This window comes from Hymenobacter negativus (assembly GCF_017571495.1).
GTDB lineage: Bacteria > Bacteroidota > Bacteroidia > Cytophagales > Hymenobacteraceae > Hymenobacter > Hymenobacter negativus.
On the sequence record NZ_JAGETZ010000020.1, the window covers coordinates 1 to 13,038 of the forward strand.

10 protein-coding genes and 1 tRNA gene are annotated in these 13,038 nt (G+C 57.2%); 1 reads left to right on the plus strand and 10 read right to left on the minus strand.

The window, feature by feature from the left end; genetic code table 11:
- Positions 1-29 precede the first annotated feature (29 nt).
- The 5 genes from cphA to J4E00_RS26905 form a co-directional block, all read right to left on the minus strand.
- Positions 30-2,666 carry a cyanophycin synthetase gene (gene cphA / locus J4E00_RS26885; protein WP_208178446.1) on the minus strand — a complete coding sequence of 879 codons (2,637 nt, stop codon included), beginning with the start codon at positions 2,664-2,666 and terminating at the stop codon, positions 30-32.
- A 193-nt stretch (positions 2,667-2,859) separates the two neighbouring features.
- Positions 2,860-3,579: an SGNH/GDSL hydrolase family protein gene (locus J4E00_RS26890; RefSeq protein WP_208178447.1), complete on the minus strand. Its 720-nt coding sequence runs from the start codon at positions 3,577-3,579 to the stop codon at positions 2,860-2,862.
- An 84-nt stretch (positions 3,580-3,663) separates the two neighbouring features.
- Positions 3,664-3,734 (minus strand) — tRNA-Cys (locus J4E00_RS26895).
- Between the two features lie 116 nt (positions 3,735-3,850).
- Positions 3,851-5,935: a 30S ribosomal protein S1 gene (rpsA, locus tag J4E00_RS26900; protein ID WP_208178448.1), complete on the minus strand. Its 2,085-nt coding sequence runs from the start codon at positions 5,933-5,935 to the stop codon at positions 3,851-3,853.
- Between the two features lie 332 nt (positions 5,936-6,267).
- Positions 6,268-7,512 carry a DUF3298 domain-containing protein gene (locus J4E00_RS26905; protein WP_208178449.1) on the minus strand — a complete coding sequence of 415 codons (1,245 nt, stop codon included), beginning with the start codon at positions 7,510-7,512 and terminating at the stop codon, positions 6,268-6,270.
- A 139-nt stretch (positions 7,513-7,651) separates the two neighbouring features.
- Here J4E00_RS26905 and J4E00_RS26910 point away from each other — a divergent pair, with 139 nt between their 5' ends.
- Entirely contained in the window at positions 7,652-8,491 is an 840-nt protein-coding gene (locus J4E00_RS26910; protein ID WP_208178450.1) for an alpha/beta fold hydrolase, read from the plus strand.
- A gap of 77 nt (positions 8,492-8,568) precedes the next feature.
- On the opposite strand, the gene J4E00_RS26915 is transcribed toward J4E00_RS26910, so the two are convergent.
- From J4E00_RS26915 to tsaD, 5 genes are all read right to left on the minus strand, one after another.
- A complete protein-coding gene (locus J4E00_RS26915) occupies positions 8,569-9,636 on the minus strand; it encodes a fatty acid desaturase family protein (RefSeq protein ID WP_208178451.1) in 1,068 nt (355 codons plus the stop codon).
- 61 nt (positions 9,637-9,697) lie between these two features.
- Positions 9,698-10,189: an HNH endonuclease gene (locus J4E00_RS26920; RefSeq protein ID WP_208178452.1), complete on the minus strand. Its 492-nt coding sequence runs from the start codon at positions 10,187-10,189 to the stop codon at positions 9,698-9,700.
- A 190-nt stretch (positions 10,190-10,379) separates the two neighbouring features.
- Positions 10,380-11,171, minus strand: a complete 792-nt coding sequence (locus J4E00_RS26925) for a C40 family peptidase (protein ID WP_236050221.1) — start codon at positions 11,169-11,171, stop codon at positions 10,380-10,382.
- Positions 11,172-11,306: 135 nt separating this feature from the next.
- Entirely contained in the window at positions 11,307-11,765 is a 459-nt protein-coding gene (gene smpB, locus J4E00_RS26930) for an SsrA-binding protein SmpB (RefSeq protein WP_208178453.1), read from the minus strand.
- A 106-nt stretch (positions 11,766-11,871) separates the two neighbouring features.
- Positions 11,872-12,885, minus strand: coding sequence for a tRNA (adenosine(37)-N6)-threonylcarbamoyltransferase complex transferase subunit TsaD (gene tsaD, locus J4E00_RS26935; RefSeq protein WP_213017994.1), 1,014 nt, complete (start codon positions 12,883-12,885; stop codon positions 11,872-11,874).
- Positions 12,886-13,038: the final 153 nt, after the last annotated feature.

Genomic DNA, 13,038 nt, shown 5'->3' on the forward strand with positions numbered 1-13,038 from the left:
GGCCCCGCTCCCTACAGGAAACAATGGCCTTAACCTGCTGAATTCGCAGTTTCGAACTCGTCCAGCTTGGCTATTGTGCCGGCAATGTTCTCGGTGAAGATGACGCCTACCCCACCCTCGGGCGTGTGCGCCAGGAGGTGGTCGATGGCGTCGGGCTCTTTTTCGATATAGGTAATTTTCAAGTCCGGCTTGTCGAGGCGCAGGCCGCGCTCCATGATTTCGCGCAGGAACTCGGCCGATTTGCCGCGCAGGTCGCGGTCCTGGCGCAGAATCACTTCGTCGAAGATGCGGCCGGCGATGCGGGCGAAGCCCAAGGTATCCTCGTCGCGGCGGTCGCCGAGGCCCGACACAATGCCGATTTTGTGGGTGGCCGTGGTGGCCTCCATGAACTCGGCGAATTTGGTGATGCCCGCCGTGTTATGGGCGTAATCCACAATTACCTCAAATTTCGGAAATTTGTAGATGTTCATCCGGCCCGGCGTTTTGGTAGCTGACGGCACGAAAGTGCGCAAAGCGGTTTTGATGTCGTCTTTATCAAAACCCGCCAGATAGCCGGCCAATGCCGCTGCCAAGCAGTTCTCAATATTGAAGCCGGCGCGGCCCTCAAACGTCACCGGAAACTCGGCGGCGCGGTCGATGCGCAGCTTGTAGCTGTTGCGGTAGATGGTCACATAGCCTTCCTCGTACACCGCCGCCACGCCGCCCGCTTCTACGTGTTCCTGAATGCGGGGGCTGTTTTCGTTCATGCTGAACAGCGCCACGCGGCAGTCAACGGTGCGGGCCATGGCGTACACCAGGTCGTCGTCGGCATTGAGCACGGCCCAGCCGTTTTTGCGCACAGTGCGGGGCAGTACGCCCTTCACGGCGGCCATTTCCTCCACGGTATAAATGTCACGCAGGCCTAAGTGGTCGGCCGCCACGTTGGTCACCACCGCAATGTCGCAATTGTGAAAGCCCAAGCCCGAGCGCAGCATGCCGCCGCGCGCAGTTTCCAACACGGCGTAGTTCACCGTCGGGTCCTTCAGCACAAACTCGGCGCTTTGGCCGCCGGTGCAGTCTCCTTTTTGCAGCTGCACACCTTGAATGTAGATGCCGTCCGTGGTAGTGAAGCCTACTTTGTAGCCCTTGCTAGCCACCAAATGGGCGATGAGGCGCGTCGTAGTGGTTTTGCCATTGGTACCGGTCACGGCAATAATCGGAATACGGGCCGTGCTGCCGGGCGGGAAAAGCATGTCGACTACGGGCGCAGCTACGTTGCGCGGCAAGCCATCGGCGGGCGAGATGTGCATGCGGAAACCGGGTGCGGCATTCACTTCAATCACGGCACCCCGGCTCTCGTTGAGGGGCACGGCAATATCGGTGGCCATCAGGTCGATGCCGCAGATATCCAGGCCCACAATGCCGGCCACGCGTTCGGCCAGCAGCACGTTATAGGGGTGCATCTGGTCGGTTACGTCGGTAGCGGTGCCACCGGTGCTGATGTTGGCGGTGCTTTTCAGGTAGATTTCCTCGCCGGCCGGCAGCACCGACTTCAGAGTCAGCTTCCGGGCTTTCAGAATGTCCAGCGTATGCTTGTCGGCCTTAATGCTGGTGAGCACCTTTTCGTGACCAATGCCCCGGCGTGGGTCCTTGTTCACCTCATCAATGAGCTGCTGAATGGTGCTCTTGCCGTCGCCTGTTACGGCGGCCGGGGTGCGTTTGGCAGCGGCAATGAGCTTGCCGTTTACCACCAGCAAGCGAAAATCGAAGCCTTCGATAAACTGCTCCACAATCACGGCCCGCGAGTAGACCTGTGCGGCCACCAAGCCTTCGGCGGCGTCCTTCCAGTTCATGATGCGGATGGTAGCGCCCTTGCCGTGGTTGCCGTCCAGCGGCTTGGTCACGATGGGGAAACCCAGCTCGTCAATCGCATCGCGCAGCCCTGCTTCCGAATACACGGTGGTGCCGCGCGGCACGGGCACGCCCGCATCGTTGAGCATGGCCTTGGTGCGGTTCTTATTGCCAGCCACTTCCACGCCCGCGTGCGAAGTCAGACTGGTGGTAGTGGCCCAGATGCGGCGCTGGTTCACGCCATAACCCAGCTGAATGATGTTGCTATTCTTGAGCTGGATATAAGGGATGTTACGCGAAGCCGCCTCAGCCACGATGCTGTAGGTGCTGGGCCCAAAGAATTCATCCTCCCGAATTTCATGTAGTTCGTCGATGATGGGCTTCAGGTCCACCTTTTCCTTCTTGCACAGGGCTTCCACAACTTCAACCGCTGCTTCGACGGCACGCCGGCCGGCGCGCTCCTCCTGGTAAGCAAATACCACGTACTCCACTCCTTCCTCGTGCGCCGGGTAGCTCTTGCCCCAGTACACCGACATCGCCGCCTGGCGCTGCAATTCCAGTGCTACGTGCTGAATGACGTAGCCCAGCGGCTCGCCGTCATTCAGCGCTTCCAGCGTTAGGGGCTGGTGCTTGGCGGCCTGCTTGCCGCTCATCCCCCCTGGCTGCACCTGGCCGATGTTCGGAAATAGCTTTATCAGCCGGGCCGGAAAGCCCGAAATCGCATTCGACCACTGGCCGGCATTTTCCTGCAAGTCAACTTTAGCAACAATGAGCTTGTGGTGCTTAACCGACCAATAGCTCGGCCCGCGCATGGTGCGGAGGTCAATAATTTTCATAAGGTGTTCAAGGTGGTTAGGGCGACAGGTTCGTAGCTAAGTACGGGCATGGCCCATCTTAGCTACGAAATGTAGGCACAATGCCGCCGAAAACCCGCAAATCAACTCGTCAGGCCTTAAAAAAACCATGAACGCTTCTAGCTAGGGGCTCCCTCGGCTGCAATGCAGGTTTCATCCCAGACATGCCAGCTTTTTAGCGCACTTCCATCTTGTCGAAACTGGCAATGCCATGGGCAATGGTCCCCTCACCTAGTTCTTTTGCGCCTTGGTCCCACGGATGAACCTTATCTGCACAGCGCACAGTATCATCTGGATAGCTCTCGGCATACATGGCGGGGGAATAGACTTCGTCCGCAACTTTCACCCCACTCAACGTATGAGCGCGGGCGTGCAATTCCTTATTCAGCCACAGGCGTGCTTCGTTGAATTGATAAACAATTGTTCCATCGGCATGGCGAGTGAATCCCCATTTATCTTTTCGGTTCATCACTGGAATTATCAGCACTTCGGCTACATGGGCTGTATCGCGAGCCCAATGGGCAACGCGCAGAATATTGGCTAGTACCTGCCGTGGCTCCGTCTGCGGCAAGTCATTTGTTCCGTAAGCTATTCCCAAAATCACCCGCTGCCCAGCCGGAATCGTCCGTAAAGAATCCAACAACTGTTTCTGACGCCTTTGCATGAACTGGATTGCGCTTTCGGCGGCCCAACCCAGCCGCATGTAGGTAGTGGGCGTAGCTAAAGCACGTACGGCAAAGTCGCCGGGAGAATTTCCACCATTATTCCGTGACCCGAACGTGATGGAATCCCCTATCTGAATATAAACGACGTTGCTTTTGGGCACCTTTTTATAATGATGGCAGCCAGCCAGCACAAGTATTGCAACTAAAAAAGCACAGTGCTTTACTTTCATGGCACATCTGTTCAACTCCTAACCAACTAGCTCAAAATGACAATCCCCTTGTAAGAAATCTTACAAGGGGATTGTCATTTTGAGAGGTGACGAGCGGATTCGAACCGCTGTAGGAGGTTTTGCAGACCTCTACCTAGCCACTCGGTCACGTCACCATTTGTGGTCTTTTGGGAGCGCAAAGGTAGGCAGCCCGTTTGGCGTAGGCAAGGTTTGGAACATAAAAAAAGCCCCGGCGTTACGGCCGGGGCTCTTTCTCAATCAAAGTCAAGCACTAAGCTTTGGCTTCGCCGTCCTTTTTGTCGGCGTCGTCGCCGGCAACCAGGCCTTTGGCTTTATCCACTAGGTCGCCGGCTACTTCCGAAGCCTTAGCGAAAGCTTCCGAGTGCGTCACAGCGTCTACAGCGTCGGCAGCAGCGTGCTTCACGGTATCAACAGCAGCAGCAGCGGCACCGCTGATGCTGGCTAGAATACCACCCTCTTCAGCAGCAGGAGCGGCTTCGGCTTTGGGAGCCTTAGCAGCGGCGGCGAGCTTCTGCTCACCCGCTTTGCGCTCGTTGCCCATCATCTGGTCGCGCAGGGCGCTCAACGCATCGAGGTCGCCGAGGGTCGACTTCTCTTCGGTCTTCTTCAGGTCGCTGATTTTACCTTCACCCTGAGGTTCACCGCCTTTGGCGTTGGTTTTCTTCTTGAACTTGGCGTTGCGGCTGTCGTCTTCAGCAGCGGCTTCCTTGTTGTAAACAGCCGTGTGCGAGAGCACAATGCGGCGGTCATCCTTCGAGAACTCCGTTACGCGGAAGTCGAGCGACTCACCGTTTTCGGCAGTCGTGCCGTCTTCCTTCACCAAAGACTTGGGGTAAGCAAAGCCCTCGATGCCATAAGGCAATTCGAGTACCGCGCCACGCTCCGACTTCTCAGTGATGGTAGCCTTGTGAACCGAACCGGGGGTGAACACCGTCTGGAAGGTATCCCAGGGGTTTTCTTCCAGCTGCTTGTGGCCCAGGGCCAGGCGACGGGCACCCAGGTCCAGCTCCAGAACAACTACGTCCAGCTTGTCGCCCACCTTCACCATTTCGGAGGGGTGTTTGATTTTCTTGGTCCAGCTCAGGTCTGACACGTGCACGAGCCCGTCTACACCCTCTTCCAGTTCTACAAACAGGCCGAAGTTGGTCAGGTTACGCACGGTGCCGCTATGCTTGGTGCCTACGGCGTAGGTACCAGCGAAGTCGCCACGGGTCCAAGGGTCTTCGGTCAGCTGCTTGATGCCGAGGCTCATCTTGCGGTCTTCGCGGTCGAGCGTCAGAATCTGCGCTTCTACCGTGTCGCCCTGCTTGATGAAGTCCTGCGGGTTGCGCAGGTGCTGGCTCCAGCTCATTTCCGAAACGTGGATGAGGCCTTCTACGCCCGGTACCACTTCCATGAATGCGCCGTAGTCGGCCACGTTCACGATGCGGCCCGACACTTTCGAACCCGGCTGCAGGTCGGCCGGCAGCGAATCCCACGGGTGGGGAGTCAGCTGCTTCAAGCCCAGTGAAATACGCTTCTTGGCTTCGTCGAAGTCCAGAACCACGATGTTCAGCTTCTGGTCCAGGGTCAGCACTTCGCTCGGGTGAGCGATACGGCCCCACGAGATGTCCGTGATGTGCAGCAGACCGTCGACACCGCCGAGGTCGATGAACACGCCGAAGTTGGTCATGTTCTTGATGTTGCCTTCCAGAATCTGACCTTTTTCGAGGTTGTTCAGGATGGCCTCACGCTGCTTCTCGAGGTCTTTCTCGATTAGTACTTTGTGCGAAACCACGACGTTGTCGAAAGCAGAGTTGATTTTCACAACTTTCACTTCCATGCGACGGCCAACATAAATGTCGAAGTCGCGGATGGGCTTCACGTCGATTTGCGAGCCGGGCAGGAAGGCTTCCACGCCGTCGAGCTCCATGATGAGGCCGCCTTTGGTGCGACGCTTCACCACACCTTCGAGGATGGTATCCAACTCGAGGGCATCGTAAATAGCCTTCCAGGCTTGCTTGATTTTAGCCTTCTTGCGGCTCAGGATGAGCTGGCCGTTGATATCTTCCTGGTCTTCGATGAATACCTCCACCTCGTCACCGATTTTCAGGTCGGGCAGGTCGCGGAATTCAGTAATCGACACGAGGCCGTCCGATTTGAAGCCGATGTTCAGGATTACGTCGCGGTCGGTGATGCCTACCACGGTGCCCTTCACAACTTCTTCTTCCTGTACGGTCGTCAGCGTGTCGCCGTACATTTTCTCCATCTCGGCACGCTGGTCCGAAGAGTAATTTCCACCAAAACCGGTGGCTCCGACGTTATCCCAGTCGAAATCGTCAACTAATTCTGCCATAATAGCTTGCGGGCTTCTGTTTTTAAACGCGGCGGCCGAAGCCCGGGCTTCCGCGCAGTTTGTTTGATGCACTTGCTGGTAATTAAGCAAGGCCCGCCACCCTGGCGGGGCCGCAAAGGTACGGGTTATCAAGCTCTTTTGCTAGTTGCATCCTAGACTAAAGCAGGAATTTCCTACCCTCGCCGGCATAGTAATTACATGCGAACCTGTTCCGTAGTCAGAGGATTATGTGAGACGGATGCGAAACATTTAGCAATGGGCTAGTAGAATCTAAACCTTATTCCGCTCCTTATACGTCAACATAAGCCCTAGCTCTTTGGAGAGGACAGAAATCAGCGAACCGCTACGCTGCTTGCGGGCAACGGCAAGTCCTCACGCAACAATGGCCGCAACTCCGCCAAGGGCACGAATAAGGTGACTGCTCCATAGTGCTCAGCAGCTACGGCGTTGGGCTCATACCCAAAAAGCACTCCACCTGGGGTGAGGCAGATGTTGGTGGAAACGGGCATTTTTCCAGCCATTAACCCACCTTCGAGCGGTTCGGTAGCGGAGAGGCCCAGCTCCTTGCGCAGATGCTGTTCGAGCACCGGAACCAGTTGGGCGCGGGTGCCCGGCAGGAAGACGTCGTCGAAGGATAAGACGCGCCCTGAGCGGAGGTCGTAGCTGCGGAATCGGGTAGTTAAGTGGCCCCGGTTACCTCCTTGATACTCATACAGGGGAAACGCCAAGCTAAGCAGCGGCGGCTGGTGCACCATAACGTTGGCGGTGCTTCGCTGCTGGTACGTGAGGGCGTAGCGAGGCATTTCCTCTTCCGAACTACCGGGCGCAGGCCGCAGGTCTGCCGCGTCGGCGCGATAGGTGCGGATATAGGCCTGCCGCTGGCTGCGCCACAGGGCTTCTAAAGAGGCCGGTGCGGGCATGCTGGCGCTGGTGTCGCCGCGTTCTGACCGCAGGATGTTGGCGGCCAACAGCTGGTTGGCTGGCGTGTTTGCGGCGGGGCCGGTAGGCACAAGTCCCTGCAGGTTCAATTCGGCGTAGGGAGAGTTCGGCTCGCTGGGGAAAGCCAGTATTTTCTCCACGTGCAGGACTACGGAAAACCCGAGTCCATCAGGAGCGGAACTCACCCGCTGGAGCTGCAGGGGCTGGCCAGCCCGGGTGCCAGTCCAACTGCCATTGGCTTCGCGGTGCAAGTGCCAGGTATAGTCTTTTTCAGGTTGGTCCGGTGAAGTGGGGCCGCTATCGCCCAGTAGCAGGCTATCCGGCGAAGGATTGGAACGTTCTCTCAACTCGTGAACCTGCCCGTCGGAGCCGTAGTAATAGGCCGCTAATCCTTCGGCTTCAAACTCCTCGGCTACGGGTACGCGCGTCAGGTGCAGGGTGAAGCTGTCGGCAGCTGCGGCGAAACGGCCGCGGTAGGTTTCGTAGGAAGTGGCAGGGGTGGTGGCCCCTGGCAATGCCACCGGCTTGCTGGCAGCAGCCTTGGTGACAGCGGTGTCGGGTTGTTTGGTCTTGGATTGGCAGCCGGCCAAGGCCAATAACAGGACGGCTGATAGGCGAGCAGAGGAACTCAAGGACATGAAGGCGCAGAAAGTAAATACAGGCGCTGCAAGGTACTGCCTGCTGGTGAGGCTGTGCCAGAAATCTGGACGGTATTTCCATCCCTCGGGCCGCATCGGCTCGTAACCACTTCATCCATCTTACACTTCAATTTCACAAATGGCTATTTTAAAAGCAGGAACCGATACGGCCGGGCATCCGGTCAATATTTTCTACGAAGACTGGGGCCAGGGTGCGCCAGTAGTGCTCATCCACGGCTGGCCGCTCGACCATACCATGTGGGAGCATCAGGCAGTAGCGTTGGCCCAGGCCGGGTACCGCGTTATTGCCTACGACCGCCGCGGTTTTGGCCGCTCTTCGCGTCCCTGGGGCGGCTACGACTACGATACGCTGGCGTCCGACCTCAACGCTCTGCTTACTGAGCTTAACCTGACCGGTGTGACGCTGGTGGGCTTTTCGATGGGCGGCGGCGAGATTGCCCGCTACATTGGCAACTACGGCCAAGACCGGCTGGCTCGCGTGGCCTTCGTGAGCGCCGTGACGCCCTATATGCTCCAGACCAGCGACAACCCCGACGGAGTGCCGCAAAAGGTGTTCGACCAGATGCACGACGGCATCAAAAAGGACCGGTTTGCTTTCCTCGAGGGCTTCGCAAAGGATTTCTACGGCCAGAGCCTCATCAGCCACCCAGTGAGCCAAGCCGTGCTGAACTGGAATCAGACCGTGACCACTCTGGCCGCACCTAACGCTACGGACGAGTGCGTCACCTCATTCTCAGGCACCGATTTCCGCGATGACTTGAAAAAAGTAACCGTGCCGACTTTGGTTATTCACGGCGACAAGGACCAGACGGTGCCTTATGAGGTGAGCGGCGCACGTACGGCCAAAATGGTAGCAGGGGCTGAACTCAAGGTGTACGAAGGTGCTCCCCACGGCCTGTTCTTTACCGATAAGGACCAGTTGACGAAAGACCTACTGGCTTTTGCAGGGAGTAAGTAAAGCATCACCAACAGATTTAAATAAAAAGCCCCAACGCAGCTACGTTGGGGCTTTTTATTTAAATCTGTTGGTGATGCTTAAGCAGCACGGCCCATTTGGCGCAGGAACAGAACGTGCGAAACCACTGCCGAGCGGGTACGGGCGTAGTTATTGTAGGTCACATCGAACTCAGCACACACTTGCTGCACAATTTTGCTGATGGCCGGGTAGTGTACGTGCGAGATTTTTGGAAACAAGTGGTGCTCAATTTGGAAGTTAAGACCACCAACCAGCCAGCTTACTACCTTATTATCGGTGGCAAAATTGGCCGTAGTGCGTACCTGATGAATAGCCCATTCATCTTCCAGCTTATGTGTGGTAGGGCAAGGCACAGGAAAAGCCGCGTCTTCAACCGTGTGGGCCAACTGAAACACCATGCTCAGCACGAGGCCGGCGACAGCCGTGCTCAGCATGAAGCCAGCAAACCACGGCAGGAAGCCCACCATGTAAATAGGCAGGGCCACATAGAGCACCAGATTCAGCGCTTTGAATCCCCAAAAGCTAACGTGCTCGCCGGTATTCATGGGCTTGAGGCCGATGGCACCGATTTGGCGGGAGAAGTATTTCTGGTAGTCCATGGCGAAAATCCAGGACGTGTAGAGCATGCAGTAGAGGGCCCAGAAGTAGAAATGCTGGTAGCGGTGCAGCGGGTGCTTGGGCTGGTCGGGCGTCATGCGCATCCAAGGCTGGATGTTGATGTCGTCGTCATGGCCCTCGATGTTGGTGTAGGTGTGGTGGATGAGGTTGTGCTTGGAGTTCCACATGTAGGGGCTGCCACCGAGCACACCCAGCGTATAAGCGGCCAGCTTGTTCACCCAGGCAAAGCGCGAGAAGCTACCGTGCGCCCCGTCGTGCATTACATTAAAGCCGATGGCCGCAATAACACAGCCCAGCAGGGCGCATTCGAGCAGAGCCCAGCCCCAGGCCGGCGTGAAAAACACCAGATGTACGTAGAGCACCGCCATCATGCTTACCAGCAGCACGCCCTTGAAAATAAGGCTTGCATCACCCGTCATCCGCTGGCCGGATTCCTCAAAGTATTGATTTATCCGGGTTTTGAGCTCGGTGTGAAACGAGCGGGTTGCAGCGAACTTAGGGAGGGCCATGGGCAAGACTTAATTGAGATGAAGGACAAATGTACTCTTTCCCAACCCCGTACCGCTGAACTTAATTCAGATACGCGTGCCAGTTTTGGTCAATAGTACCAGCCGAGAGCTTGAGGAAGCCCGCCAGCGTAGGCTTTTTGGGTTGCTGCCGGATGGTCAAACCCGCCTCATTGGGCGTGTGGTGGCCTTTAGCGTGGTTGCAGCGGGCGCAGGCCGTGAGCAGATTGGTCCACGAAGATTCTCCGCCGCGGGAGCGGGGCACAACGTGGTCCAAGGTTAAGTTTTTGGTCGAGCCGCAGTATTGACACTCGAAATGGTCGCGCTTGAAAATGTTATGCCGACTTAAAGCAATGCCTTTGTATGGCACGCGCACGTAGCGCTGCAAGCGAATGATGCTCGGCTTGGGGTAGACCTGCGAGATGGTTCGCAGCGTGCCATCAGACTTCGCTACCATCTCCGCTTTGTCGAGAAACAAAAGCACAAACGCCTTTTGCACGCTGCACAGGGTAATGGCGGTATAGTCGCCATTCAGCACTAACACTTTTTGGTCCATATACGCTTGTGGGGTCGGATAACCCGCCGAAAGCTAGCGGTTTCCGACCAGATAAACAAGCGTATGGGAGTTAAGTTCAGCGGAGAATCAGGGTGGCCCCGATTCGGACAGCCTCACCCTCAACCCTTCTCCTCAGGGAGAGAAAATCTAACGATTTCCATTCGCGCACAACAGGCATCGGACCTCTCCCCTACTCCGGCAGCAGGCGCTTGATAAGGCGGAGCTTGTGCGAATAGCGCTGCCGGTCGCGGTTGAAAATCCCGTTGTGGTCAAGCGGGTCGAGGCGGACTTCGCCGTGGGCGTGCAGGATTTGGCTTTCCTCCATCACCATGCCGACGTGCACGATGCGTCCTTCAGAATTATCGAAAAAGGCCAGGTCGCCGGGCTTGGTCTGGGTCACGAAGTCGACCGTGCGGCCGTGGTCAATCTGCTGGCGGGCATCGCGGGGGAGTTGGATGCCGACCAAGCCATAGAGCTGCTGACACAGGCCGGAGCAATCGAGGCCGAAGATGCTTTTGCCTCCCCATACATAAGGTGCCTTCAGGTACATGAGGGCAGTTTTACGCAGCAATGCGGCCTGGCGGGCGGTATCGGGGGCGGCGGCGGGGTTGGTGGCGGTGCCGTTGTAGAAGTAGTTACGGGCCCCGATACGGACGTTCATCCCATCGAAAAACGGCAGGCGACACCCAAGCGTAAGCGGAATTTTGGTGGTAGCGTCGCTCACGGCCTGTACGACGTCAAGGGCACGGGGATGGTCGTGAGCGCACCAATCGGTGTAGTACTCGGTGGAAACCGGGGTGTGCTGCTTGATGTCAATCCAGCCCACGTAGTTGTCGGCAGCAAGCTGCACCTGGAGCCAGCTTTCTTGGGTAACCAGAATCTGGTAGCACTCGCCAAACAGCAGTTGGGTAACGAGTTCGGCCCGGTCGTTGGGCTCGGCGCGGACGGGGACGGCGCTCAGGGCGCAGATGCCGGGATTCAAGATAATGTAAAAATGTGGGTGATGTGGAAACGCTGAGAATTAGATTAACTCATGCTTCCAACTGACTACAAAGATGCTAGTGTTGCTTTGAATGCGACTTTCTCCTAGTCACATTTTCACATCTACCGACACCTGTTACATCCTTTCCATGTCGCGCTTCTGGGCTTTTTCCTTGAGGTCGTTGCGCTTATCGTAGAGTTTTTTGCCCTGGGCAAGGGCGATTTCGATTTTAGCAAAGCCGCGGTCGGTTACAAATAGGCGCAGGGGGATGATGGTAAGGCCTTGGTCCACGCTCTTGCCGGCCAACTGCTTGAGCTCGCGCTTGTTGAGCAAGAGCTTACGGGTGCGCATGGCGTCGTGGTTGTTGTAAGTACCTAAGGAATAGGGGGCGATGCGAATGGAGTGAATCCAGAGGTCGCCACGCTGGTCGAAAGTGCAGTAGCCATCCGTGAGGTTTACGTTGCCTTCGCGGATGCTTTTTATTTCGGTGCCCTGTAGCATCACACCCGCGTCGTACTTAGCCAGGAAGGAATATTCGTGGCTGGCACGGCGGTTTTTGATGTTGATGATGACAGGTTTATCGTCTTTGGCCATTGGGCTAATTGTCAGGTGTTCGTTGCCAGTTGCCAAGCGACGGCGGCAGATGGGGCGGCAAAGGTAGACTTGTTCGAGCGCGGAGCGCTACAGAACATAACGCTCCTTACGTCAGCTTCAGGCGTGGGTTGGGGCTGGTGAGTTGGTCGGCGAACTCGCCGGCTTCGTACTGAAAGTGGGCCGTCATGGCCACCATAGCGGCGTTGTCGGTGCAAAAGGCAAAGTCAGGAATGAATACCTGCCAGCCTTGCACCACAGCTTCGGATTCCAGGGCAGTGCGCAGGCCAGAGTTGGCGGCCACGCCGCCAGCCAGCGCTACTTGAGTAAGGCCTGTATCGGCGGCGGCGCGGCGGAGCTGGCGGAGCAACGTGGCCACGATGGTGTGCTGGATACTAGCGCAGAGGTCGGCCAGGTTTTCAGCGATGAAATCTGAATTAGCAGCTACCTCCTTTTTCAGGAAGTACATCACCGAAGTTTTCAGGCCACTGAAGGAGAAATCATAGCCCGGCATGGTGCCTACCGGGAACGAAAAGCGCTGTGGGTTGCCCTGGCGAGCTAGCTTGTCGAGGTGAGGGCCGCCGGGGTATGGCAGGCCGAGCAGCTTGGCGGTTTTGTCGAAGGCCTCACCAGCGGCATCGTCGATGGTTTGGCCAATGACATCCATTTCCAACGCCGACTTCACCACCACCAGCTGCGTATGACCGCCGCTCACGGTGAGGCAGAGGAAAGGAAATTCCGGCTTAGGGTCGCGCAGGAAGTGGGCCAGGATGTGAGCGCGCATGTGGTTCACGGCCAGCAGTGGCTTATCCAGCGCCAGCGCCAGCGTCTTGGCAAACATGCCGCCTACCAATAAGGAACCAAGCAGGCCCGGTCCCTGCGTGACGGCTACCGCGTCGAGGTCGGCCTTGGTGATGCCAGCCTCTTTGAGGGCGGCCGTGACAACGGGCAGCAAGTGCTGCTGGTGGGCGCGGGAGGCCAGTTCGGGCACCACACCGCCATACTGCTCGTGTACTTTTTGGGTGGCGACGACGTTGCTCAGGAGTTGGCCGCCAGCCAGGACGGCTGCGCCGGTGTCATCACAGGAGGATTCGAGCGCGAGAATGATGGGATGAGCAGGCAAGGTGATAATGCGGAAAAAGTGGACAGGGCGGGCAGGCAGCAACTCAACTTTGGGCGGTATGAATTGTCGATAAATTCACGGGCTAAGTCGATTTTATGCCGGCGCCGCGCTGGTGCGGGGACACGAAATGCAAAGTTCGTGTTACGGGCTCAA

What these genes read in the sequence shown, in the direction of transcription:
- J4E00_RS26915 (WP_208178451.1), bottom strand. Translation starts at nt 9,636, where the DNA reads ATGGCCCTCCCTAAGTTCGCTGCAACCCGCTCGTTTCACACCGAGCTC.
- J4E00_RS26910 (WP_208178450.1), top strand. Translation starts at nt 7,652, where the DNA reads ATGGCTATTTTAAAAGCAGGAACCGATACGGCCGGGCATCCGGTCAAT.
- smpB (WP_208178453.1), bottom strand. Translation starts at nt 11,765, where the DNA reads ATGGCCAAAGACGATAAACCTGTCATCATCAACATCAAAAACCGCCGT.
- cphA (WP_208178446.1), bottom strand. Translation starts at nt 2,666, where the DNA reads ATGAAAATTATTGACCTCCGCACCATGCGCGGGCCGAGCTATTGGTCG.
- rpsA (WP_208178448.1), bottom strand. Translation starts at nt 5,935, where the DNA reads ATGGCAGAATTAGTTGACGATTTCGACTGGGATAACGTCGGAGCCACC.
- J4E00_RS26890 (WP_208178447.1), bottom strand. Translation starts at nt 3,579, where the DNA reads ATGAAAGTAAAGCACTGTGCTTTTTTAGTTGCAATACTTGTGCTGGCT.
- J4E00_RS26905 (WP_208178449.1), bottom strand. Translation starts at nt 7,512, where the DNA reads ATGTCCTTGAGTTCCTCTGCTCGCCTATCAGCCGTCCTGTTATTGGCC.
- J4E00_RS26920 (WP_208178452.1), bottom strand. Translation starts at nt 10,189, where the DNA reads ATGGACCAAAAAGTGTTAGTGCTGAATGGCGACTATACCGCCATTACC.